Here is a 23,663-nt window from a genome sequence, read left to right on the forward strand (position 1 = left end):
CGCAGGAGTTATCATATGTCGAATGTTTCAGCCGTCCCGACGGACGGCGACCGCTTGGCCAAGGTCATCGCGCGGTCAGGTCTGTGCTCCCGCCGCGATGCCGAGGGCTGGATCAAGGACGGTCGAGTGACCGTCAACGGCAAGAAGGTCCTCACCCCGGCCTTCAACGTTTCCGAAAAGGACAAGATCAAGGTCGATGGCGAGCCGCTGGCCGCCCGCCAGGGCACCCGCGTCTGGCTCTACCACAAGCCCGCCGGCCTCGTGGTCACCGAGAAGGACCCGGAAGGCCGCCCCACCGTCTTCGAGGCGCTGGAAGAAAAAGACCTGCCGCGCGTCGTCTCCATCGGCCGGCTCGACATCAACACCGAAGGCCTGCTGCTGGTCACCAATGATGGTGGGCTGAAGCGCGTGCTCGAGCTGCCGGCCACCGGCTGGCTCCGCCGCTACCGCGTCCGCGCCTTCGGCTCCGTCACCCAGGCGCAGCTCGATACGCTGAAGGACGGCATCGAGATCGAAGGCATCCAGTATGGCCCGATCGAGGCCATTCTCGAGCGCGCCCAGGGCTCCAACAGCTGGCTGGTCCTGAGCCTGCGCGAAGGCAAGAACCGCGAGGTCAAGAACGTCCTCGGTGCGCTCGGCCTCCAGGTCAACCGCCTGATCCGCGTCAGCTACGGCCCGTTCCAGCTCGGCGACCTGCCCGAGGGCGAAGTCGAGGTCGTGGCCGCACGCGTGCTGCGCGAGCAGCTCGGAAAGCGCCTCGCTGCCGAGGCCAACACCGATTTCGAGAGCGAAATGCCGGAGACGGCGCCGAAGAAGAAGCCAGCCACCAATCCCAAGCTCCGCGCCGCCGCCCCTGGCAAAGCGCTGCCCAAGGATTCGCCGCACAAGTCGCGCGAGAACAAGTTCCGCTTCGAGGACGACCAGACCGAGGCTGCGGCTGCGGCTGCCTTCGCCGAACGTCCGCGCCAGGATCGCCCTGGCCGCTTCGACAAGCGCCCGGTCAAGGCCCCGAGCCGGCCGCGTGAGGTCGATCCGCGTGATATCCGCACCATCCATTTCGAGGATGGCCGCGAAGCCGAAATTCATGTCAAACCGCCGCGCCGCGAAGGCCCGGCAGGCGAAGCTCGCAAGGGCTGGAACGACCCCGAGGACAGCTCGGCCAAGAACTTCGGCCGCCCCGCCCACCACGAGGATCGCCCGGCCCGCGCCCCGCGCCCCGAGGGCAGTGACCGCCCGAAACGCGCCTACGGTGACAAGCCGGCGGGCAAGCGCCCGTACGGCGACAAGCCGCGAGGCGACGGCGACCGTCCCGCCCGTGCTTACGGCGACAAGTCCCGTTCGGCCCGCCCGGCTGGCGACCGTCCCTACGGCGATAAGAAGCCCTACGCTCCGCGTGGTGATGGTCCTGTCCGTTCCTACGAGGGCAAGAAGCCCTACGCCCCCCGCACCGACGCCAGCGACCGTCCGGCCCGCGCCTATGGCGACAAGCCACGCGGCTTTGGTGACAAGAAGCCGTACTCGCCCCGCGGCGATGCCGGCCCCCGTTCGTACGGTGACAAAAAGCCCTCCGGCGCCCGTCCGCCCCGCGGCGATCGCTCTTTTGGCGATCGTCCGCGCGACGGCGCCGACCGTCCCCCCCGCGCCGAGGAGCGCCCCTACGCACCGCGCAACTCGACGCCCCGCGAGCGCACCAGCAGCCGCCCGCTGGGCGACAAGAAGCCCTACGCGGCGCGTGGCGATGCTGCCCCGCGTTCGTTCGGCGACAAGAAGCCGTACGGCACTCGTCCGCCCCGCGAAGGTGGCGACCGTCCGGCCCGCTCGTACGGCGACAAGCCGCGCAGCTTCGGTGACAAGAAGCCGCACTCCGGCAAGCCCGGCGGCGGTGGCGGTAAGCCGCCCTACGCCGGCAAGCCGTCCGGTGGCCGTCCGTCCGGCGGGCGCCCGTCAGGCGGTGCTGGTCGCCCCCAAGGCGGCGCTGGCCGTCCTTCGGGTGACCGTCCGCGCGGACCCAAGAAGCCGCGCGAGTAAGCGATGCGTATCGTCGCCGGCAAGTTTCGCGGCAAGGCGCTGCTGTCGCCGTCTGACGACAGCATCCGCCCCACTTCGGACCGGGCCCGCGAATCGGTGTTCAACATCCTCGCGAGCCGCATCGGCGTGCACCTCGACGGCCTCAAGGTCCTCGACCTCTTCGCCGGCACCGGCGCGCTGGGCCTCGAAGCCCTCTCCCGCGGCGCCTCGGGCGCGGTATTCGTCGACACCGGTGCCGAATCGCGCGGCCTGATCCGCGACCACATCGAAGCCTTCGGCATCGCCGGCATCGCCAAGCTCCTCCGCCGCGACGCCACCGCGCTGGGCCCCGCCGGCACCATGGGCCCCTTCGACCTGGTGTTCCTAGACCCGCCCTACGGGAAGGGGCTGGGGGAACTGGCACTGGTGTCGCTGAAGGCCGGCAACTGGCTCGCCAAGGACGCAACGATCGTGCTGGAGGAGAGCTCCGAGGTCGAACTCGCGCTCCCCGAGGGCTTCACCATCGAGGATCGCCGCGAGTATGGTGCGGCCGCGGTGCATTTCATCCGCGCGCACTGAGGCGAGCCATGCAGTTCCGCGCCGTCGTTATCCCCTCTGGCAACGCCACAGCCGTCGAAGTGCCCGGTGCGGTCATGCAATCCCTCGGCCCCGAGGCGCGCCCGCCGGTGGTGATCACCATCAGCGGCCACAGCTGGCGCAGCCGGGTGGCGATCAAGAACGGCCAGCGCCTCGTCGGCATCAGCGCCGCCCACCGCGAAGCCGCCGGCATCTCCGCGGGCCAGGCGATCGACCTCGACATCAGCCTCGATACCGCCCCGCGCGAAGTCGAGGAGCCCGACGACCTCAAGTCCGCCCTCGACGCCAACCCATCCGCCCGCGCCGCCTTCGACAAGCTGCCGTTCGGCCTCAAGGCCAAGCATGTCCGCGATATCGAAGCGGCGACGAAGCCGGAAGTCCGCGCCCGCCGCGTCGCCAAGCTGGCGGAAACCCTGGGTGCCTGACGCTACCGCGTCCGCCCGAACAACCGCTCGATATCCGCCTTCTTCAGCTCAACATAAGTCGGCCGCCCGTGGATGCACTGGCCCGAATGCGGCGTCGCCTCCATCTCGCGCAGCAGCGCGTTCATTTCCTCGACCCGCAGCCGCCGCCCCGACCGCACCGAGCCGTGGCAGGCCATCCGCCCGATGATCGCTTCCAGCCGGTCGGCCAGCGCCGCCGAGCTGTCCCATTCCGCCAATCCATCGGCCAAGTCCCGCACCAGCCCGTCGATATCGGCCTGCCCGAGCAGCGCCGGCGTCTCGCGCACCGCCACCGCCCGCGGGCCGAACCGCTCCAGGTACAGGCCCAGCCGCTCCAGCGTCGGCGCCGCTTCCTCGAGCCGCCCGCAATCGTCCTCGCTGAGTTCGATCACCACCGGGATCAGCTGCATCTGGCTCGCCACCGGCCCCGCCGCCATCTGCGCCTTGAACCGCTCGTAGACCAGCCGCTCATGCGCCGCATGCTGGTCCACCAGCAGCAGGCTGTCGCCGTTCTGCGCCACGATGAAATTGTCGAACATCTGCGCCCGTGCCGACCCCAGTGGATACTCCACCGGCTCCGCAACAGGTGCGGGTTCATCGTACCGCGCACTCGGCTCCGCAAAATCCGCAAACCGCACCGACGGCGCGGTCAGTGATCCTCCCCCGCGTGGCGGGGGAGGGGGGCCGCCATAGGCGGTGGCGGGGGCGGCCCAACGCTCCGTCGGGCGGACTGTCTCATACTCCGGCACCCGGAACGCCCCGGCGATATCGTCCGCCACCGTGCTCGCCGCCCGATGCCCCGCCGCCTCCAGCGCCTCGCCGATCGCCCGGATCACCGCCCCGCGCACCGCACCCGGATCGCGGAACCGCAACTCCGCCTTTGTGGGATGCACATTCACATCCACATCTGCCGGATCGACAGCGAGGAAGATCGCCACCACCGGAAACCGATCGCGGAACACGAAATCCGCATAGGCCGCACGGATCGCCCCCACCAGCACCTTGTCGCGCACCGAGCGGCCATTGACGAAGAAATACTGGCTCAGCGAATTGGCCCGCGTGTAGGTCGGCAGCCCGGCGAGCCCCGTCACCACCATGCCGTGCCGCATCGTCGCCAGCGTCACCGCGTTGTCGCCGAAATCCCCTCCCATCACGTCGCCGAGCCGTGCCCTGAGCGCCCCGTCGCCCTCGCGCCCCGGCCAGTTCGACGTGGTCCTATCAGCCCCCTCGAGCACGAACTGCACATGCGGATTGGCCATCGCCAGCCGCTTCACCATGTCGGTGATCGCCCCGGCCTCGGCCCGCTCCGACTTCAGGAATTTCCGCCGCGCCGGCACATTGCCGAACAGCTCGCGCACCTCGACGACAGTGCCCCGGTTCATCGCCACCGGCACCGGTCGCGACTTCACCCCGTGCCTGACCGCGATCCGCAACCCGCTCGCATCCTCGGCCCGCCGCGACGCGATACCCAGCTCCGCCACCGCCCCGATCGACGCCAGTGCCTCCCCGCGAAACCCCAGCGTCCGGATATCCTCGAGCCCGTCATCGGCCAGCTTCGAGGTCGCGTGCCGCTCCACCGAGAGCACCAGGTCTGCCTCGTCCATGCCCACGCCGTCATCCTCGATCCGGATCAGGCTCTGCCCACCGCCCGCCGTGGTGATGCTGACGCGGCTGGCGCCCGCATCGATGGCGTTCTCCACCAGCTCCTTCACCACGCTCGCCGGCCGCTCCACCACCTCGCCCGCGGCGATGCGGTTGATCAGATCCTCGGGCAGCTGACGAATGGGCAAAGGCGATTCTCCTGAGCGGAGAATGTAGCGGTCCAGCCCCGATGGTGCCACCACGCCTCTCCCCCTTGGCGGGGGAGAAAGCGAAAACTTGGGCTTAGCGCAGCTAAGTCCTTAGTTTTCGCAAGAGAGGGGGCAATGGAGGGCACTGTGGCTCCGCACCCCCTCTCTTGAATTTCTAAGGCTTAGCGAAGGGCTAAGCCCAAGAAATTCCATTCTCCCCCGCCAAGGGGGAGATGGCGCGTGTGGCACGGTCTGTGTCCCAATGCTAAACACCGCCCATGCTCACCCCTATGGACAAAGCCCTCGCCCTCGCCGAAGCCGCCGCTGCTGCCGGCGAGGCCCCGGTCGGCGCCGTCATCGTCGAGGGTGATCGCGTCCTCGCCGCCGAGCGCAACCGCATGCGCGAGCTGAACGACCCCACCGCCCACGCCGAATTCCTCGCCATCCGCACGGCGCTCGCCGCGCGCGGTACCGGCCGCCTCGATGGCTGCGATCTCTATGTGACGCTCGAACCGTGCGCCATGTGCGCCGGCGCCATCGCCCACACCCGCCTACGCCGCGTCTACTACGGCGCGGAAGACTTGAAGGCCGGCGCCGTCGACAACGGCGTCCGCCTGTTCGAAAGCCCCAACTGCCACCATAGGCCGGAGGTCATCGGTGGGCTGGGCGCGAAGCGATCAGCGGAGCTGATGCGGGCGTTCTTCCAAGGTTTGCGGTAGCAACGTTCGGGCACCGGACTAGCGTTGACCTACCGCGCCTCGGCCCGCATCGATTCCTGCTGCTTGGTCAGGAACGACTCGATCCGCCCATCCAGCGCGCGCTTGAAGTTGTCCTTGTCCTTTTCGACATGGGCAACGATCTCGCGCACGCGCCAGAACTCCAGCGCGCCGAACGCGCTGAGGTGCGGACGCACGTACACGTCGGGCGGGTAGGCGGCCATCATGTGCGCGGTCAGCGAGTGCATCATGATCTGCGCCGCGCCGAACCACACGTCGAGCGCCTTGTGGTTGATCTTGTTGAGCTGCTCCGACGGGTCGCCGTTGACGTCGATGCCGACGAGGATGTCGGTGTCGGCCGCTGCCTGGTCGAGCGGCAGCGGGTTCACCACGCCCCCATCGACAAGCAGGTGATTGGCGAACGGCACCGGCTTGAACAGGCTCGGGATGGCGATCGAACCGGCAATCGCCTCGCGCACCGGCCCTTCCGAGAACACCGCCTGGTGCCACGACTGGAAGTCCGTTGCCACGACGTAGAACTTGGTCCGCAAGTCCTTGAACTCGAGCGGGAAGTTGTCGGGCAGAAAGGCGTCCACCACTTGCACCGCGTCGAGTTGCACGTTGAAGCCGGATTGAAAGAAGTTGCCGAGGTTGCGCACCTGCGCGCCCCATAGCCGCCCGGCGATGATCCGCATCGTGCCGAGCACCGAGAACGAATGATCGCGAAGCTCCGCGCCGCTCATGCCGCTGGCCCAGCCCGCGCCGATCAGCGCACCGATCGAGGTGCCCGAGATCACATGGGGCCGTAAGCCCATCTCGTCCATCGCTTCGATATAGGGGATGTGGGTCAGCCCACGTGCCGAACCGCCACCCAGCGCCACGCCGATGCGGGGCTCGATTGTCGAGAGGGCGTGGCCATGGGCGTTTTCGCGGAACTCACCGCGCAGGCGGTCGACAATTTCCTGCCCCCGCCGCTGCAGCGGCGTCGGATCGACCGGCGCTGTCATCTCATGGGTCACGATAAGGACGTAGGATACGCTCTGCCGGTTTATAAGATGTTCAGGCCGGTTTGAGTTCCCTTTCGACAGCACGCCAGCCGATGTCGCGCCGGCAGAAGCCTTCCGGCCAGTCGATCAGGTCCACCGCGGCGTAGGCGCGGTCGCGCGCTTCGCCCACCGTCCGCCCGAGCGCCGTCACGTTCAGTACCCGTCCGCCATTGGCTAGCAGCTTGCCATCGCGGCGGAGCGTGCCGGCGTGGAACACCATCAGCCCGTCACCTTCGAGGCCGTCGACGCCCCTGATCTCGCTGCCCTTTTCGGGGTTCACCGGGTAGCCCTTTGCGGCCAGCACCACGGTCAGCGCCACGTCATCGCTGAACAGCGGCTTCGCCGTCTTCAACGTGCCGCGCGCCGTCGCTTCCAACAGGTCCAGCACGTCCGACTGCAGCCGCAGCATCAGCACCTGGCACTCGGGGTCACCGAACCGCACGTTGTACTCGATCAGCTTGGGCCCCTTGGCCGTCACCATGATCCCGGCAAACAGCACCCCGCAGAACGGCGTGCCGCGCTCCGCCATACGGCGCACCGATGGCAGGATGATCTCGTTCTCCACCCGTGCCGTCATTTCCGGCGTCATCACCGGGGCAGGGGAGTAGGCGCCCATTCCACCGGTGTTCGGGCCGCGATCGCCGTCCCATACCCGTTTGTGGTCCTGAGCGCTGGGCAGCATCACCACGCTCTCGCCGTCGCAGAGGGCGAAGATGCTTGCCTCCTCGCCCTCGAGATATTCCTCGATCACCACGGTAGAGCCGGATTCCCCGAACGCGCCCGAGAAGCAGTCGCGCACCGCGTCCACCGCCTCTTCCATGGTCATCGCCACGGTCACGCCCTTGCCCGCCGCCAGCCCGTCCGCCTTGATCACGATCGGCGCGCCTTGGTCATGCACATAGGCCAGCGCATCGCTCTCGTTGTCGAACCGGCCGTAAGCCGCCGTCGGCACGCCCGCTTCATCGCAGATCAGCTTGGTGAAAGCCTTTGACCCCTCGAGCTGCGCCGCGGCCTTCGATGGCCCAAAGCACAGCAGCCCCGCCGCCCGCACATCGTCGCCCAGCCCCGCCACCGCCGGCGCGTCGGGCCCGATCACCACGAAGTCCACCTTGCTGCCGAGCGCGAACCCAACCACCGCCGCATGGTCGGTAATGTCGATGGCGACGTTCTCGGCGATTTCGCCGGTCCCGCCATTGCCCGGCATCACGAACAGCTTCTCGCACCGCGGCGACATGGCGATCGCCCACGCCAACGCATGCTCACGCCCACCCGACCCAATCACCAGAATGCGCATCAGCCGTAAGCTCCCGATGTTGCCGTTGATCCTCCCCCGCGTGGCGGGGAAGGGGGACCACCCGCAGGGTGGTGGAGGGGGCAGCCAAGCGCGCGGCGCGTGGCCATTCGGCGCCCATCTAGCATCTGCTCGATTATGCCGCCACCCTTGACGGACTCGTCCCTTTCCCGCACCTCTCACCCATGTCCGCTCCGCTGACCAACGCTGCCGAGTTCACCGTCTCCGAAATCGCCCAGGCGGTGAAGCGCACCGTCGAAGACGAGTTCGGCCACGTCCGCGTGCGCGGCGAGATTTCCGGCTTCCGCGGCGTCCACTCCTCCGGCCATGCCTATTTCACGCTGAAGGACGAGAACGCCTCGATCGACGCGGTGGTGTGGAAGACCAACTACCCGCGCCTCCAGTTCAAGCCTGCCGAAGGCATGGAGGTGATCGTCACAGGACGGCTCACCACCTTCCCGCGTTCGTCGAAGTACCAGATCGTCATCGAGCAGATGGAACCGGCCGGCGCCGGCGCGCTGATGGCGCTGCTCGAGGATCGCCGCAGGAAGCTCGCCGCCGAGGGCCTTTTCGCCTCCGAGCGCAAGCGCGAACTGCCTTACCTGCCGCGCGTCATCGGCGTCATCACCTCGCCCACCGGCGCGGTGATCCGCGATATCCTGCACCGCATCTCCGACCGCTTCCCCAGCCACGTCGTCGTCTGGCCGGTGCGCGTCCAGGGCGAAACCGCCGCAGCCGAAGTCACCGCCGCCATCGAAGGCTTCAACCGCTTCGCCGCCGACGGCCCGATCTCGCGACCCGACGTGCTGATCGTCGCCCGCGGCGGTGGCTCCATCGAGGACCTCTGGGGCTTCAACGAAGAGATCGTCGTCCGCGCCGTCGCCGCGAGCCGCATCCCTGTCATCACCGCCGTCGGCCACGAGACCGACACCACGCTCGTCGACTACGCCTCCGACCACCGTGCCCCCACCCCCACCGCCGCCGCCGAAGCCGCCGTGCCGGTGCGCGCCGACCTCATCGGCTACATCGACGAAATCGGTGGCCGCCAGCGCCATGCGATGCGCCGCACCGCCTCGAACTACCGCGATCGCCTGCGCGCCGCCGCTGCCGGCCTGCCGCGCCCGCTCGATCTGGTGGCCTCGGCTCGCCAGCGCCTCGATCACGCCGCCTCGAACCTTGTCGCCGCGCTCCGCCACACGGGGCAGCGCAAGCGCATCGCGTTCGAGCGGCTGTCCGGCAAGCTGTCGCCCAACACGCTGCGCGGCGAGGTCAGGAACCTCGCGAGCCGCCTCACCACGGCGTCGATTCGCCTGCCGCCCACGGTCCTCCGGATCGTTGCCCAGCGGCGCCAGGAGCTCGATGCGGTGAGCAAGCTCATCGATGCGGTGAGCTACCGCAACATCCTCGACCGCGGTTTTGCGATCGTCACGGATTCGGAGGACCGGATCGTCAAGCGCGCCGATCAGGTGCGACCCGGCGAGGAGCTCACCATCGAGGTGTCGGTCGGCAAGATCGGTGTCGCCGTTGGCGGCGCGCCCCGCACCCAACGGCGCGTCAAACCGCCGCCGGGCGAGGGCAACCAGGGCAGCCTGTTCTAGCAGCGGGCACCAAGGCGGAGCCGGTGCAAACCGACCCCATCCTTGATCCCTCCCCCTCAACCGGGGGAGGGAGACGATGGCCTCGATTGCAGTGGGAGCGTCTCCCTCCCCATTCTTAGGGGGAGGGGACAGGGGTGGGGGTCGGCTTGCACCAGCGGGCGGCTACATCTCAGCTTCGCTCACCAGCACCATCTTCACCTTGCCGTCGTCCTGCACGCTGGCGCACCACGCATCGCCACCCGTCTTGCGGATGGCGCAGCCGGGGGCGGAGTGGATGGTGACGGGCAGCTGCGACCACTCATTCCACTGTCCGTCCCATTTCTTGAACCACAGCCGGTGCCCCGGCCCGTTGACGAACACCCGCAGCGTGTCGCCGTTCATGCCGCTGGCGACAGCCGAGACCTTGCCCTCGATTGCGCCGCCGAGATGATCGACGAAGATGTCGCTGCCGGAGGTACGGGTGAGATCGGAAAGCTGCTCGGCACTGCCCGAACTGGTGTCGTAGCAATGCGCGCCGACGACGAGGATGTCGGAGCAGGCAACTGCCCCGCCGACCTTGACGTCGAGGCTCTGCCAGTCGCTCCAGCCCTTGCCGTCGAACGTATCGATGAACAGCAGGTTGTCGGGTCCCGACACGAACGCGTTGAGCGTGGTCTTGCCATCCTCGCTGGTGCGGGCAAGCCCCGGCGCCCCGGTGGCAAAACCGCCCAGGTTCTCCCAATCCGTCCACTGGTGCTTCTTGGCGTCGTAGCGGACGTGGAAGACGTTGTTGTTCTTGCCCACCGCGACGCAGTCGATGAGGCTGGTGCTGGTCGCGACACAGGCCGGGTCGGACTTGAGGATCTCGGCCCCGATCGCCGCCCAGCCGGTCCAGCCACCACCCTCGCCGTCGCCGACCTGGGCGTACATCAAGCCGTCCTTGCCGCGCACGAACACGGCGATCGCGTCCTTGCCGGCGAACTTGTACCACACCGTGCTCGGACTGCCGGCCGCGGCGCCGCCGAGATCGAACATGTCGATGGCCGAAGCAGTCCCGGTCATGGAGAGGATCGCGCCGAGCGCGAGGAGAGTTGATTTCATCTGAGCCCCCTGGTTGCGCGAGGGCGTGCTTTCGCCCCAGCATTGCCACTCTGGGGCCGTATCGATGAACTTGTGCGGACGGCGCCGTTCAGACTCCGGTCAGAAAGCGGCGGTTTGCAACGGTTTGCAAGTCAGCCAATCTGACCTATATTTCGCCAATGCGAGCGACACGATGAACATCTTCGACAAGAGCTTCAGCCCCTCCGAGGCGCAGGTCCGGTACCTCGATGCCGACTATGTCGTTCTGCGGCCCGGCAGTTTCGTCCGCTGCGCCATCACCGGCGTCCCCATCGCGCTCGACGAGCTGACCTACTGGAACGTCGACCGGCAAGAGCCCTACGCCAACGCCGAAGCCGCCCATGAAGCCTACAAGCGCTACGGCCTCTCCAGCCGCTAAGGCTTGAATCCAGTAGCGATTCTGAGCTGCAGCGGCACCACCACGCGCCCTGCCTTGCTGAGGCTCACCTCCTCCACCGGCCCCAGCGTCTCGAACCGCGGACCCAGCGCAGTATCGTTGCCGACGTTCTCCGGCAGCCCGATCAGGATCGCCGTCCACCCAGCGAGCGCTGCCGGCGGCGTGAGATAGGCGAAGTGCCGCGCGTCGTCGCAGAGGCAAATCACCGGCACATCGCGGCCGAACAGCGCATTGATCTCGCCGGCGCGAATCCAGTTGAACGTCCCGATGAAGGTCCGGTCGTCCGCCGGCAACCCGCGCTCCGCCAGCGCCGGCTTCAGAGCCTCCCAGGACAGCAGCGCGTCGGTCGGATCGGTGCCGCCAAACAGCGCCCGCGTCGGCTCGTCGAAACTCCCCCATCGCGCCTGCATCGTCACCACGGTCCCCAGCCCCGCGAGCAGCACTGCCGTCACTACGGCGGTGCCAATCGCAATTCGCCGCATGGTCCGCCCAGCCGTGGCCAGCGCTTCGCCGAGCAGGGGAATCGTGAACAGCCACCCCGGCATCTGCCAATGCGGCAGACCGCGGCTCAGCAGCGTCAGCCCGGTGAAAATGACGATCGGCAGCACCGCAAGGCAAACCAGCAGCCAGCGGCGGGCATTGCCCGGCCCGCCCGCGACGGCGCGTACCAGAACCAGCGCCAACGGCACGGCAATCCACGGCAGCAGGTACCCCGCCTGGAACAGCAGCGATTCAAGCGGCCCCAGCGCCCGGAGATTGCCGCTGCCGAACCGCCCGCGCGCCGATTGAAATGCAAACGACACCCAGTCGTGCTGCGCGTTCCAGATGATCACCGGCACGAAGCACACCGCCGCAATCGCTACTGCCAGCCACGGCCCCGGCCGCAGCAGCCAGCGTCGCCCCTCGCGCGTACTGAGCAGGAACAGCCCTACGCCGCCGATCAGCAGCACACCGTGATATTTCGACAGCAGCGCCAGTCCGCCCATCAGTCCGGCCAGCGCCCAAAGCCCCAGTCGTTCCCCTTCTGCCGGCGCCAGCACGATCCGCGCGACGACCAGCGCCATCGCCAACCCTGCCGCGAGTAGAGGCCCATCGGGGAAGATCAGTCCCGCATGCGCCAGCCCGAATACTGGAGCGAGGTTGAAGATCACCGCCGACCATAACCCGGCGGTCGTCCCGAACAGCCGTGCGCCCAGCGCGTAGATCAGCCACGACGACAGCGCCCCGAGCAGCACGAACGGCAACCGCATCAGCACCAGGTTCTCGCTGCCCCAGAGCTTGGCCCACGATCCCAATAGCCACAGATGCAGCGGCGGGTGATCGAAATAGCTCAGCGAAAACTGCCGCGAGATGCCGATGCTGTACGCCTCGTCCACCCCGACCGGCAGCACGGCGGCGATCCCCAGCCGCACGATGGTCGCCACGGCGATGAGGGCAAACACCCACCGGTGCGCACTACGTGCCTCGAGGCCCGTCGCGGACTCACTGTAGGGAAGGGCGGAAGTGTGCATGGACGGATGGGTCCCTGACCTGCCGCTTGCGTCGTCTGCGGTTTGGCTAGCGACTATCTAGCCCCAAGTCAAATTACGGTTCGCCTAAGAAAGTCGAACGCATCGGTAGCTGGCGCCGATATCCACGATATACAGAATATCCACTTCCGCGACGCGACCGATGACCCAGCAAATGCGGGTCGGCGGAGCCGTTTCGATCCACCCCACGGATGGGTCATGCTGCCGCGGCAACCGTCAAGATCGTTCCGAAGCGAGCCGATCCGTGGTTTAGCTGCGTCCTCAATTCCGACCCAGCGTCCTCCGGTTACCTCCATGGCCTCGACCACCGAAACCAACATCCCCTTCGAGACGCCCGTTCGCGCCGGGCTGACCGGTGTCGAGGTCTTTGCGCTCCTGGTGGTCGTGGTCACCTTCGCGGCAAAGCTGTTCGTCTCCGTCGCCGTTGGTCTCGACGGCGACGAAGCTTACTACGCCATGTGGTCGGCCTACCTCGCCCCGGGCTATTTCGATCATCCTCCCGGCGTCGCCTTGATGACCGCCCTGGGGCGCCACGTCGCTGGTGACACCCTGCTCGGCGTGCGCCTCATGCCGCTGCTCGCAAATCTCGCGCTGCTTGCCGCCCTTTATCGCACCGGCCGCCTGCTGGTGCCCGGACGCACCGCAGCCGCGCTCGCCGTCGCCTGGTACTGCCTCAGCCTGCAGGGCGGCGTGAACTTCGTCGCCACCCCCGACGTGCCATCGACACTGTTCTGGACGCTGTCGCTCTGGGCCGCCGCCGAGGCCGTTATGCGCTCACGCCCCAACTGGTGGCTGCTTGTCGGGCTCGCCGCCGGCGCCGGTCTTGCCTCGAAATACACCAATGCCTGGTTCGGGGTCGGCCTGGTGCTCATCCTCGTCGGCACGGCTGATGGCCGCGCCCAGTTCAGGCATTGGCAGTTGTGGGCCGGCGGGCTGCTGGCGATCGCAGTATTCTCGCCGGTGCTGTGGTGGAACTACCAGCACGAGTGGCAGTCTTTCCTGTTCCAGGGGGCCCGCGTCGTCACCGTTGACGCCGAACTCAAAAATCTTGTGGCCGAATTCATCGTCGGCCAAGCCGCCGCCATGGGGCCGGCGCTGCTGCTTTGCGCGCTGCTCGGCATCGGCGGGTTCTTCCTTGGGCAAGGTCGACGGAGCGGTGCGCGGTTGGCCCTGCCGGTGCTGACCACGCTGCCGGTTCTGCTCTACTTCCTGTTTCACTCCCTGCATGCCCGCGTCGAGGTGAACTGGCTGCAGCCGGTGACGCCGGTCCTGGCCCTGGTCGGCGCAGCCTTCGTCTGCCTGCTGCCGCCGCGACCGTTCGGGCGCTGGGTCGCGGTCCTCGCCACCGGCCTGCAGACGGCGTTCGGTCTGCTGGTGATCGGGTTCGCCTACATCCAGGCCGTCTACTATCCGCTGGACCTCGGTTTCGCCGATCGCACGCGCATGCTGCGCGGCTGGGACAAGCTCGCCTCGGACGTCCGCCAGATCGCCGACCAGGCCGGAGCGCAGGTGATCTGGACTGAGAATAGCTACCGGTTGACCGGGGAGTTGTTCTTTCACGGCCGCGGCGCCGGCGACCCGCGCCCGGTCCGCGACATCGCTCCGCACCCGCGCTACGACTTCCTGCCGTCCGATCAGCGCTATCCGGCGCTCTCGCCGGCCCTCTTGGTCAAGGCCGTCGCGTCGCCAGCCGCCGCCGACGCGTTGCCGGCACGGCCGGAGTTCGCCGAAACTCGCCTCGTCACCGTGCTGAAGCGCGACGAGGGGGGCGGGCGCGGCAGCGAGTATTATGCCGTTCTGGCGGTCTCGGGCCCCACTGCGGCCTGGCCGCGCGCCGACTGAGCGACCGTCGCCACCCGCTGCGGCACGACGACGAAGCCGAGGATGACCATGGTCATGAAGGCGTACTGCACGGTGTGGAACTCAAAGCCGATCATGATGATGGTCAGCTGGAACACCGCATAGCCGGCGCACAGCGTCACCGCGAGGTACAGCCGCGAGGCGAAGAGCTCGTCCCGCGGCGTGCGGAACACCGCGATCAGCGGCGCCACTGACAGCAGCAGGAAGCTGATGACGCCTGGTATCCCCGCTCCCACCGCAAAGCTCAGCAGCCCGTTGTGCAACTGCCTGAAGCTCAGCATCCGCTCCGCCTCCGACGCCGGGATGTACGGCAATATCGCCCGCACCATTTCCGGCCAGCCATAGCCGAACAGCGGCTTGTGCATGAACGCCTGATACCCGCCCGAGAACATCATCAGTCGTTCCTGCGTCGAGCGGTCCGCCACGCCGCCGGCGAGCACGTCCTGCGTCGCCGCGAACCCACCGATGGCGCGGTCCAGTCCGTATTGCATCGCGATCAGCAGCACGATGCCGGAAGCAACCACCACGGCAGCAGCGGCGATCAGCGTGACCACCCGGTGGCGGGCAGGGGCCAGTGCCAGGGCGAACACCAGCGCGATGAAGCCGAGTACCGGCGTCGCGATCAGCGCGCCACGCGTGCCGCTGAGCAGCGCCACCATGATGCCGAAAATCGGCCCCAGCAGGAACGGCAGCCGGCGATGCTTGCCCGGCGCGAACAGCCCCACCAATGCGAGGAAGCCCAGCAGCATCGCGGTGTCGGCGTAATGGAACGCGCTCATCAGTGGCTGGCCGGCCCGGTCGTAGCCGAGGAACATCACCTGGACCACGCCCACGATCACAGCAATGCCGGCGCCGGTCAGCGACAGCCAGCCGATCAGCACCGCACCATCGGCCCGCGCGAAGCGCTCGACCTGCCAGCGGAACGGCACGGCCACCAGCAACGGCGCGAAGTTGAACGCGAACATCAGGTCATCCGGGCTGTCCGCCGTGATCACGAACGAGAGCGCGGGTAGCGCCGCAGCCACGACGAACATCAGGTCGATCGGGTTTTGGCTCCGGTCCCGAAAGGCCACCAGGATCGACGGCGTGATCAGCGCGAAGATCGCGAACAGCAGCACGAAATACGTGGTGAGCCGCCCCGCGATGCAAGGCAGTGCAAACAGGAAGACGATCGCGGCAAAACAAGCCCAGCGGATATACGACGGCGTGCCATCCTTGGCCGCAGCGCTCATCGCCTGGGGCCTCGGCTCTTGGCAATGGCGTCGAGCGCCTTCAGTTCCGCCACCAGGCTCTCGATCTCGGTCAGGGGGATCATGTTGGCGCCGTCCGACGGGGCGTTGTCGGGGTCTTCGTGCGTTTCGATGAACACGCCGGCGACGCCCACCGCCACCGCCGCCCGCGCCAGCACCGGCGCATATTGCCGCTCGCCGCCCGACGATTCGCCACGTCCGCCTGGCTGCTGCACCGAGTGGGTGGCATCGAAGATCACCGGCTTGCCGGTCTCCGCCATGATCGGCAGGCCGCGCATGTCGACCACCAGCGTGTTGTAGCCGAAGCTCGTGCCCCGCTCGGTCAGCAACACGCCCGAGGCGCCGGCGCTGTCGAGTTTCTTGGCGACATTCTTCATGTCCCAGGGCGCGAGAAACTGCCCCTTCTTGACGTTGACGATGCGCCCCGTCGCGGCCGCAGCGACCAGTAGGTCGGTCTGCCGGCTGAGGAACGCCGGGATCTGCAGGATATCCACCACCTCAGCCACGGCAGCGCATTGCTCGCGCTCATGCACGTCCGTGGTCACGGCCAGCCCGGTTTCGGCTTTGACCGCTTCGAAGATCCGCAGCGCTTCCTCGATGCCGATGCCGCGGAAGCTCGCTCCGCTGGTGCGGTTCGCCTTGTCGAACGACGACTTGTAAATCAGTGGAATGCCCTGCCGCTCGCCGAGTTCGGCAAGAAAGCCCGCGGTCTTCAATGCGTGATCACGGCTTTCGATCACGCAAGGACCGAGAATGAAGGCAAGCGGAAGATCAGTACCAAACCCGACGCGCTTCCCGTTGGGCGCATCGACAAAAACCTGCTGCATCAAAACAAATCCAAATCGCCGGGCGATTCGCCCGGACGTATGTCCCACCCCAGTAGACGGAAATCGGCCCCGTCGTCGGCCTCGATCACACCATAGCTTCCCGTACGGAATTTGACGCCGGCACGGTTTTCCCCAGGCTTCAGGCCCAGCGCCGCCAAGGCGAACCGCGCTGCTCCATTACTGGTCACCAGGAGTATCGTTCCGCGAGGCAGCTCCTCCGCTGTCCGCTCCACGAACTCCCGCCAGGCGAGCAGGCGCCATTGCGCCCCCACCTCCCAACCTTCGGGCGCCACCCACTCTGTCTCCCACAGCGTGATGGCCTCGTTACCCAATCTTGCGATAACGGCGGCCTCGGGCTGCCCCTCATCCGGCCCATGGTCGATCTCGGTGAGGAATGGCGCCGCCTCGATCTTCAGCGGTTGCGACCCGACAATCGCCTCGGCCGTCGCGCGCGTCCGCTTGAGCTCGCCGCTCAACACCCGGTCGAAACGCACGCCCTTGTTGGCGAAATGCCGTCCCAGCGCCTCCGCCTGTTCGAGCCCCGTCGCGGTCAGCGGCAGATCGGTGCGGGCGCCAATCCGGCGCGGCGGCTCGCCGGCCTCGAAGGTGTTGCCATGCCTGACAATCACCAGCCGCGTCATGATCGCCAGTCGACGAACGGATCGCCGAACTCCGCGATCAGCCGCTCCGCCCGCTCCACGTCCGCCGGGCTATCCACCCCGCTCATGGTGATCTTGGCCGGCGGCACGATCACTGCGCGAATGTCGAGCCCCAGCTCGATCAGCCGCAACTGCTCCAACCCTTCGAGCTGCTCGTACTGCGAAGGCGGCGCGGCCTCGAACGCCTCGAGCGCCGGTGTCCGGTAGCAATAGAGCCCGATATGCTGCAGCACTGGCGACAGCGGGCCCTGCTTTCGCAGCTCCGCTTCCTTCCGCATGAACGGCAGCACCGTCTTCGAGAACCACACCGCCCGGCCCGCGCCGTCGCGAATGCACGTCGTGCCGCTCGCCGGCGTCGAGCGCTTGTGCGCCACCAGCGCGTCGAGCCGCGCCCAGTCCAACTGCACCACCGGCGTCGTCACATCCGCCGCCGACCCGCGCGCCGTCCGCACGATCTCGACGATATGCTCAGGCGCCGTGAACGGCGCATCGCCCTGCAAATTCACCACCAGACCTGCCGTCCGCCCGGTCGCCCGCAAAGCCGCCAGCGCCCGCCCGGACCCCGAAGTGATCTCGCTCGCCGTCATCACCGCTTCGAGCCCAAGTCCCTGTGCTGCCGTCAGGATGCGCTCGTCATCGGTGGCGACCAGCACCTCCGCATCGCCAAGCTGCCGCGCTGCCGCCACCGCGATTGCCGCTACCCGCTCCAGCAGCAACCGACCCGCAATCGGATGCAGCGGCTTGCCGGGCAGCCGGGTCGAACCATAGCGAACAGGGATGACGATGAGGTCGGACACGCTCAGACGAGGCCGACGCGCAGGCAATCGTGGACATGCACGATGCCCACCGGCCGGTTTCCGTCCATGGCGAAAATCGCAGTGATCCGCGGCGTCAGCACCGTCATCTGCCGCAGCGCCTCGCTCAACAGCGCCTCGGCGCCGATGGTCCGCGGGTTCACCGTCATCACCGCTGCCGCCGTCTGCGCCAGCAGCCCGTCGGCCATGTGCCGACGCAAGTCGCCATCGGTGATGATCCCGAGCAACTCGCCCGTCTCATCCACCACGCCGGTGCAGCCAAACCCCTTGGAGGTCATCTCGAGGATCGCAGCCGCCACGCTCGCCTCGGCCCCCACCAGCGGCAGCTTCTCGTCCCGATGCATCACCTCGCCGACCGTCAGCAGCGCGCTGCCGAGCGTGCCGCCCGGGTGGAGCACGTGGAAATCCGAGGCCTGGAAGCCGCGCCGCCTGAGCAGCACCACCGCCAGCGCATCGCCCAGCGCCGCCATCATCGTCGTCGAAGTCGTCGGCGCCGCCGTGATCTCGCACGCCTCGCGCGCGTCGGGCAGCGTCACCACGATGTTCGCCGCCCGCCCCAATCGAGAGTCGGGCCGCGCCGTCACCAGCGCCAGCGGAATATCGAACCGCACGCAATAGTTGGCGAGGTCCGCCAGCTCTGCCGTATCGCCGGACTTCGAGAACATCACCACCACATCGGCGGTAGTGATCATCCCGAGGTCGCCGTGGCTGGCGTCGCCACCATGGACGAACTGGGCCGGCGTACCGGTGGAAGCCAGCGTCGCCGCCACCTTCCGCGCGATATGCGCGCTCTTGCCCACGCCCGAGAGAATGACCCGCCCCGGCGCCCGCTGGATCAGCTCCACCAGCGCCACGAACGCGCCATCGAGCCCTGCGGCGAGTGCCTCGAGCCCCTCGGTTTCAAGCCGGATCGCCGCGCGCGCCTCATCGAGGGCGAGCTGCTGCAGACGCGCATCATTGGCAATCGGATAGCGCACGTTAGGACCCGGTCCGCGCCTCGCTGAAGACATGGCGTGGCTTAGCAGCAATCGCCAAGAACCCGCAAGCAAGCGCCGCAAGGTTGTGCCCCGCCGTTGGACCGGCTAGGTCACACCTGCAGCCCAGTTGGAGTCACCGCGTGTCCGAAGCCGTGCCGTTTCGCTGGAAGGCCTATGGCGGGCTCGTCACGGCGGCGTCCTGGCTGCACTATGCGGTGCTGTCCCGCTTCTCCAAAAGCGACGAAGGCGGCACCGCCTGGTTCGAAGAGCGCCTGAACCCGGTCCTGCCGCAACCCGCCCACGGCAAGCGCATCTGGATCCACGCTGTCTCCGCCGGTGAATCGAAGGTCGCCGAACTCCTCCGCCAGCGCCTGCTCGAGCGCGACCCGGGCCTCTCGGTCGTCCTCTCCGCCACCACCTATTCGGGCTACGCCCGCGTCCGCGCCATCGCCGGCGACAATTCCAGCTTCGTCATGCCGCTCGACACCCTCGAAGCGCAGCGCCGCATCTTCACCAAGGTGCGCCCGGACCTGCTGGTGCTGGTCGAATCCGAGTTCTGGCCCGCCCAGTTCGCCGCCGCCGAGGCCGCCGGCGTACCCGTCGTGGTCGTCAACGCCACGATGTCGCCGCGCAGTTTCGCCCGCCACCAGCGCAACCCGCTGGTCGCCAACCGCACCATCGCCAAGGCGCAGCGCATCTACGCCCAGGACGAAGCGATCGCCGCCCGCTACGCCGAACTAGGCGTCCCCGGCGACCGCATCGACGTGCTGGGCAACCTCAAGCTGGTGCCACTGAAGAGCTCCGGCGCGACTCCCAAGGACGCTCCCCCGCTCATCGCCTTCGGCAACGTCCACCGCGACGAGATCGACCTGCTCGCCCCCGCCATCGCCGAACTCCGAGCCAAACGCCCCGACGCGAAACTCGTCCTCGTCCCGCGCTATCCCGGCAAAACGCCGGGCGAAGTCCTCAGCGCCCGCCTCGGCGCCGAACTCGCCATCGTCGACAGCGAAGCGGCCATCACCGACTCCGGTGGGCTGGTTTGGCTCGATGAAATGGGCACGCTGTCGAAAGTCTACGCCCGCGCCACCATCGGCATCGTCTGCGGCACCTTCTCCGATATCGGCGGCCACGACCTCAGCGAACCGCTGCACCTGGGCGCAGCCAGCCTCTACGGCCCCCACATCGAACGCCAGAAGCCGCTGCACGAGGCGTTGTCAGCGCTAGGTTGTGCTGTTCAGGTCGGCTCGGCGGACGAGCTGCCTCAGGTAGTGCTGGGTCTGCTGGACGACGCCCCACGCCGCCAGCAAATGGTCGACGCCTTCCGCGGAGTGGCGGGCAAGGCGACCGAAAGGCTCGACGCTTTGGCTGCGAGCCTTATCGCGCAGGTCGAGAACCCGGTGCGAGCCGACCCCCACCCTTGATCCCTCCCCGCAAGGGGGAGGGAGACGACAATCTCGATGTCAGTGTAAGGGTCTCCCTCCCCCTTGCGGGGAGGGGACAGGGGTGGGGGTCCCCACGCTCCGGCTGCGGTGTTGTCGCCGACCTTACTCGTCGTCTTCCGGGTTCAGCAGCCGGTGCAAATGCACCACGAAATACCGCATCTCGGCATTGTCCACCGTCAGCTGCGCCTTCTGCTTCCACACCGCGTGCGCCGCGGCGTAATTCGGATAGACCCCGACCAGGTCCACGGCATCGAGGTCCTTGAAGACGATGTCCTCGGCCTTCTCCACTTCACCACCGATGACGAGGTGCAAGAGCTGCTGCTTGGTCTCGGGTTTCTTTGTCTTGCTCACGGCTTCAGACGCTCCAGATCGACTTCCTGTGGCTGCGGGCAGCCATAGACCTTGACCAGCGCCGCATGTAACGGCGCTTTTAGCGAAGGCTCGGCCAGCGCTGCAAGCGCTCCGTGCCGGGTTTCCGGGCGATTGAAGCGCAGGGCACCTATGCACACGTCTTCGAACCCGACCCCGGCCTCGGCAAGGATGCACGCCGCGCCCGCCACGTCCCAGTCCTGCGCCCCGCGCCGCACCACCACCGCATCGAGCTTCCCCGACGCCACCAGCGCCAGCCGATAGGCCAGCGAGGGGTAGAACGGCCCGCGCGTGTACTCGAGCCCCGCCGCCTGCAACTCCTGGTGCACCGCCCCCGGCGCCGGGATCAGCGGCGCGGTCCGGCCCGGATGGCGCTGCCGCACCAGCGGCTTGCCGTTGAGCCGCGCGCCATCGCCGATCGCCGCGTCATACATCTCGTCGCGCACCGGTGCGTACACCACCCCGGCAATCGCCACTCCGTCCTCGACCACCGCCAGCGACACGGTCCAGCTGTCCTCGCCGCGGATGAAGCCGCGCGTCCCATCGATCGGGTCGACCACGAACACCCGGCGATGGCTAAGCCGCGCGGGGTTGTCGACGCTCTCCTCGCTCAGCCAGCCATAGTCGGGGCGCGCCGTGAGCAGGGCCGAGTTGAGGAACTTGTCGAGGACGATGTCCGCCTCGCTGACCGGCGAGGCGTTCTCCTTGGTCCAGGTCTTCAGGTCCTTGCGGAAGTAGCCGGCCGCGATGATCCCGGCGGTGACGGCGGCCGAGCGCAGCAATTCGCGATCGTCGGCAGCTGTAGTCGGGGCGGCATTGAGCATCAGTCTTCCGGGGTATTTGGCTGGCCGTGCTTCTAGGCGCATCCCTGTGCAGGAACAAGGCCCGCACAAAGGCCACAGGTCGCCTCAGTGGCTGCGCGGCCACTACTTAGCCCAGTTGCGGGCTGGCGCCGGAGCGAGTGGTTAAAGCCAAGCAAGCACACGCACTTAAGACTGCGTTACACCCGGTGACACCCCGCTAACCCTTCGCAAAACAACCTAAACTTAACCCAGTTTCTTAAGCGGGGTGGCAAGGGGCGCGGGTACATTGGGCCCATCAAAGAGGGCGGCACTAACAGCTCTCGAAAGTTGACAGGAAGGCATATTATGCAGGGTCGTATTGGGATCGACGGTTCGTCGGTTGTCATGTTGTTCGGCGAGGGCAGAGCCCCCCGGACGCGTTCGCTGACTGCCAGATATTTCGGTCCGGCCAACGATAATGGCCCCAAGGATCCGGTGAAGACCGTGACGGTGCGCAAGACGCTCGAAAAGAGCGGCGTCGCCATCAAGATCAAGGTGCCGGTCGATGAGTTCATCGGCGTTGCCGTCTCGACCTCGATCACCGAAGAGGGTGTGCTGTCGAGCGCCATCGAGCTGGTGCACGGCGACCCGGACCTCAACTACCGCGTGTTCGAAGAGATCGGCAATTCCAACGTCGTCGCCGAGTGGCAGAACTGGGGCAAGAAGCTCCGCCTGCCGCTGTTCATCAAGGCCGGCGACGGCAACCTCCTCCCCTATTCGCAGCAGGTCGATGGTGTCGCACTCGGCATCAAGCACGACCGCCGCCGCCTCGCCGCCGACGCCGAGCGCCGTCCCCGCTTCCTCAACCGCCGCAAGCCGGGCGAAGCGTCCTGATGCAACTTTTCCGGCGCTAAGCCGTTAGTAATCAACAAGCCGACAGCGATCCCATGCACGTTTGAACTGTCGGAAAGACTCGTAGCGACCTCCAAAACTAGCTCGAGCCGGGGCCGATCCAGAAATGGACCGGCCCCGCTTCTATTCTGCGCCCTGTTCATCACTGCTTCAGCCGGCTTGCGGCAGATGCCAGTCGTGATCCCCAGGGGTGAGAGATGTTGAAGTCATTGGCTTTTGCGGCGCTGATCCTGGCGCTTACCGGCACGGCGGCCGGAGCGGTCGACGTGAAGCTGGCGGACCCGGTTCCCGGGCACCCGCAATCCACGGTGCTCGATCTCATGCGCCAGGTCGTCACCGACCTCACCATCGATTCCAATGGCTACGGCAGCGGCAGCGCCATGAAGCCGCTGCGCCCGATCGACGAGGCCGCGAGCGGCGAAACGCCCGCTGCGATAAAGGTCCTTGGACCCGAGGTTGTCACGCTGCGCGTCGACGGTCGCCCGCTCACCCTGCTGCACTCGGTTCTCGGCCACTCCAATGACAGCGTCGCGGAGGTGGTCCTGCTGGCGCTCTACGACGAGAACCTCAAGCTGCTCGATGCGGTGGATGTCGGTATCTACGAGAACAACTGGTTCGGCGAAGTCTTCCCGATCGGCGCCGCCAACGACGCGGTCCGCGTGAACTCCGAACACTTCAATTCGAGCCAGGGCTACGACGCCGCACAACTGGTCTTCGTCAAGGACAAGCAACTCACTCTCATCGACTCGATCTACTTCTTCTCGGTGCAGGGTGGCCGCTACGAGGAGCACCAGTCGCTCGCCGTCACCACAACTGCCGGCGGCCCCGGCTACTGGCCGATCACCGCCTCGGTCCACGCCACCCGCACCGTCGAGCCGCCTGAGCCGCCTGAGCCGGTGGAGGAGGGCGAGGATCCGCTCGAGCCACTGGCCCCGGCCTACGACCGAATGATCGCCCAGACCTACAACTGGAGTGCCTCGCTCGGCGGCTACGTGGCGGATACCGACGCGTTCGAAAAACTCAACGCCGAGAACGAGTTGAAGTACTAGGCCGGCGGGCACGGTGGCGTCCGTCCTGCATCGCTTCTAGCGCCAGGTAAGCCGCAGCCTCCCAGCCGATCTGGGCTTCGTCGGCGAGCGGGCGGCAACAGCGCTCCGCGGCAATGACCTTCAGTTTCGGCATGTCCATCTCCGGGTTTCGTTGCCCGAAGAAATACCCGCTCAAGGCTTTATGCAGAAGTCGGCGACATCAGGAGAGA

The 23,663-nt window shown here is 67.3% G+C and carries 22 protein-coding genes; 10 read left to right on the forward strand and 12 right to left on the reverse strand.

The features are described from left to right. Window positions 1-15 precede the first annotated feature (15 nt). From AC1DWU_RS13720 to AC1DWU_RS13730, 3 genes are read left to right on the forward strand one after another with little or no spacing between them, the layout of a single operon-like run. Window positions 16-2,028 (forward strand): pseudouridine synthase, encoded by a 2,013-nt coding sequence (locus AC1DWU_RS13720; RefSeq protein WP_477150545.1) that lies wholly within the window; start codon window positions 16-18, stop codon window positions 2,026-2,028. A gap of 3 nt (window positions 2,029-2,031) precedes the next feature. Next, window positions 2,032-2,586 (forward strand): 16S rRNA (guanine(966)-N(2))-methyltransferase RsmD, encoded by a 555-nt coding sequence (rsmD, locus tag AC1DWU_RS13725; protein WP_477150546.1) that lies wholly within the window; start codon window positions 2,032-2,034, stop codon window positions 2,584-2,586. An 8-nt stretch (window positions 2,587-2,594) separates the two neighbouring features. Continuing rightward, entirely contained in the window at window positions 2,595-3,029 is a 435-nt protein-coding gene (locus AC1DWU_RS13730; protein ID WP_477150547.1) for a YdeI/OmpD-associated family protein, read from the forward strand. 2 nt (window positions 3,030-3,031) lie between these two features. On the opposite strand, the gene mutL is transcribed toward AC1DWU_RS13730, so the two are convergent. Then, complete coding sequence (mutL, locus tag AC1DWU_RS13735; protein WP_477150548.1) at window positions 3,032-4,837, reverse strand: DNA mismatch repair endonuclease MutL; 1,806 nt, start codon at window positions 4,835-4,837, stop codon at window positions 3,032-3,034. A 290-nt stretch (window positions 4,838-5,127) separates the two neighbouring features. Between mutL and AC1DWU_RS13740 the strand changes: the two genes are divergently transcribed. Next, window positions 5,128-5,556 carry a nucleoside deaminase gene (locus AC1DWU_RS13740; RefSeq protein WP_477150549.1) on the forward strand — a complete coding sequence of 143 codons (429 nt, stop codon included), beginning with the start codon at window positions 5,128-5,130 and terminating at the stop codon, window positions 5,554-5,556. A gap of 29 nt (window positions 5,557-5,585) precedes the next feature. On the opposite strand, the gene AC1DWU_RS13745 is transcribed toward AC1DWU_RS13740, so the two are convergent. Then, a complete protein-coding gene (locus AC1DWU_RS13745; RefSeq protein WP_477150550.1) occupies window positions 5,586-6,560 on the reverse strand; it encodes a patatin-like phospholipase family protein in 975 nt (324 codons plus the stop codon). Between the two features lie 52 nt (window positions 6,561-6,612). Beyond that, complete coding sequence (gene purD, locus AC1DWU_RS13750) at window positions 6,613-7,893, reverse strand: phosphoribosylamine--glycine ligase (RefSeq protein WP_477150551.1); 1,281 nt, start codon at window positions 7,891-7,893, stop codon at window positions 6,613-6,615. 182 nt (window positions 7,894-8,075) lie between these two features. On the opposite strand from purD, the gene xseA reads away from it, so the two are divergent. Beyond that, window positions 8,076-9,488, forward strand: a complete 1,413-nt coding sequence (gene xseA / locus AC1DWU_RS13755) for an exodeoxyribonuclease VII large subunit (protein WP_477150552.1) — start codon at window positions 8,076-8,078, stop codon at window positions 9,486-9,488. A gap of 162 nt (window positions 9,489-9,650) precedes the next feature. On the opposite strand, the gene AC1DWU_RS13760 is transcribed toward xseA, so the two are convergent. Beyond that, window positions 9,651-10,568 carry a DUF8189 domain-containing protein gene (locus tag AC1DWU_RS13760; RefSeq protein WP_477150553.1) on the reverse strand — a complete coding sequence of 306 codons (918 nt, stop codon included), beginning with the start codon at window positions 10,566-10,568 and terminating at the stop codon, window positions 9,651-9,653. A 172-nt stretch (window positions 10,569-10,740) separates the two neighbouring features. Here AC1DWU_RS13760 and AC1DWU_RS13765 point away from each other — a divergent pair, with 172 nt between their 5' ends. Then, window positions 10,741-10,965, forward strand: coding sequence for a DUF2093 domain-containing protein (locus AC1DWU_RS13765; RefSeq protein ID WP_477150554.1), 225 nt, complete (start codon window positions 10,741-10,743; stop codon window positions 10,963-10,965). Here AC1DWU_RS13765 and AC1DWU_RS13770 read toward each other — a convergent pair. After that, window positions 10,962-12,494, reverse strand: coding sequence for an ArnT family glycosyltransferase (locus AC1DWU_RS13770; protein WP_477150555.1), 1,533 nt, complete (start codon window positions 12,492-12,494; stop codon window positions 10,962-10,964). The genes AC1DWU_RS13765 and AC1DWU_RS13770 overlap by 4 nt on opposite strands. 312 nt (window positions 12,495-12,806) lie before the next feature. Here AC1DWU_RS13770 and AC1DWU_RS13775 point away from each other — a divergent pair, with 312 nt between their 5' ends. Continuing rightward, on the forward strand, window positions 12,807-14,354 hold the full coding sequence (locus tag AC1DWU_RS13775; protein WP_477150556.1) for an ArnT family glycosyltransferase: 1,548 nt from the start codon (window positions 12,807-12,809) through the stop codon (window positions 14,352-14,354). Here the strand turns inward: AC1DWU_RS13775 and AC1DWU_RS13780 are convergent. The 5 genes from AC1DWU_RS13780 to AC1DWU_RS13800 are packed head-to-tail and all read right to left on the reverse strand — an operon-like array spanning window position 14,300 to window position 18,900. Next, window positions 14,300-15,604: an O-antigen ligase family protein gene (locus tag AC1DWU_RS13780; RefSeq protein ID WP_477150557.1), complete on the reverse strand. Its 1,305-nt coding sequence runs from the start codon at window positions 15,602-15,604 to the stop codon at window positions 14,300-14,302. The genes AC1DWU_RS13775 and AC1DWU_RS13780 overlap by 55 nt on opposite strands. Beyond that, window positions 15,601-16,449: a 3-deoxy-8-phosphooctulonate synthase gene (gene kdsA, locus AC1DWU_RS13785; RefSeq protein ID WP_477150558.1), complete on the reverse strand. Its 849-nt coding sequence runs from the start codon at window positions 16,447-16,449 to the stop codon at window positions 15,601-15,603. Before kdsA ends, AC1DWU_RS13780 begins: the two co-directional genes overlap by 4 nt. Then, window positions 16,449-17,090, reverse strand: coding sequence for a histidine phosphatase family protein (locus AC1DWU_RS13790; protein WP_477150559.1), 642 nt, complete (start codon window positions 17,088-17,090; stop codon window positions 16,449-16,451). Before AC1DWU_RS13790 ends, kdsA begins: the two co-directional genes overlap by 1 nt. Beyond that, entirely contained in the window at window positions 17,087-17,905 is an 819-nt protein-coding gene (locus tag AC1DWU_RS13795) for a 3-deoxy-manno-octulosonate cytidylyltransferase (RefSeq protein ID WP_477150560.1), read from the reverse strand. Before AC1DWU_RS13795 ends, AC1DWU_RS13790 begins: the two co-directional genes overlap by 4 nt. A gap of 2 nt (window positions 17,906-17,907) precedes the next feature. Then, complete coding sequence (locus tag AC1DWU_RS13800; RefSeq protein WP_477150561.1) at window positions 17,908-18,900, reverse strand: KpsF/GutQ family sugar-phosphate isomerase; 993 nt, start codon at window positions 18,898-18,900, stop codon at window positions 17,908-17,910. 140 nt (window positions 18,901-19,040) lie between these two features. On the opposite strand from AC1DWU_RS13800, the gene AC1DWU_RS13805 reads away from it, so the two are divergent. Further along, window positions 19,041-20,321, forward strand: coding sequence for a 3-deoxy-D-manno-octulosonic acid transferase (locus AC1DWU_RS13805; protein WP_477150562.1), 1,281 nt, complete (start codon window positions 19,041-19,043; stop codon window positions 20,319-20,321). A gap of 123 nt (window positions 20,322-20,444) precedes the next feature. On the opposite strand, the gene AC1DWU_RS13810 is transcribed toward AC1DWU_RS13805, so the two are convergent. Beyond that, the gene (locus AC1DWU_RS13810; protein ID WP_477150563.1) at window positions 20,445-20,693 is read right to left on the reverse strand and encodes a DUF4170 domain-containing protein; all 249 of its coding nucleotides are present in this window, start codon (window positions 20,691-20,693) and stop codon (window positions 20,445-20,447) included. Further along, window positions 20,690-21,535 (reverse strand): 3'(2'),5'-bisphosphate nucleotidase CysQ, encoded by an 846-nt coding sequence (locus tag AC1DWU_RS13815; RefSeq protein WP_477150564.1) that lies wholly within the window; start codon window positions 21,533-21,535, stop codon window positions 20,690-20,692. The genes AC1DWU_RS13810 and AC1DWU_RS13815 overlap by 4 nt, the downstream gene beginning before the upstream one ends. Before the next feature lie 324 nt (window positions 21,536-21,859). On the opposite strand from AC1DWU_RS13815, the gene AC1DWU_RS13820 reads away from it, so the two are divergent. Both AC1DWU_RS13820 and AC1DWU_RS13825 read left to right on the forward strand, forming a co-directional pair. After that, window positions 21,860-22,387, forward strand: coding sequence for a DUF6101 family protein (locus tag AC1DWU_RS13820; protein WP_477150565.1), 528 nt, complete (start codon window positions 21,860-21,862; stop codon window positions 22,385-22,387). A gap of 215 nt (window positions 22,388-22,602) precedes the next feature. After that, window positions 22,603-23,454 carry a hypothetical protein gene (locus tag AC1DWU_RS13825; RefSeq protein WP_477150566.1) on the forward strand — a complete coding sequence of 284 codons (852 nt, stop codon included), beginning with the start codon at window positions 22,603-22,605 and terminating at the stop codon, window positions 23,452-23,454. Window positions 23,455-23,663 lie beyond the last annotated feature (209 nt).

Source organism: Devosia sp. P2_G7, from assembly GCF_056403495.1.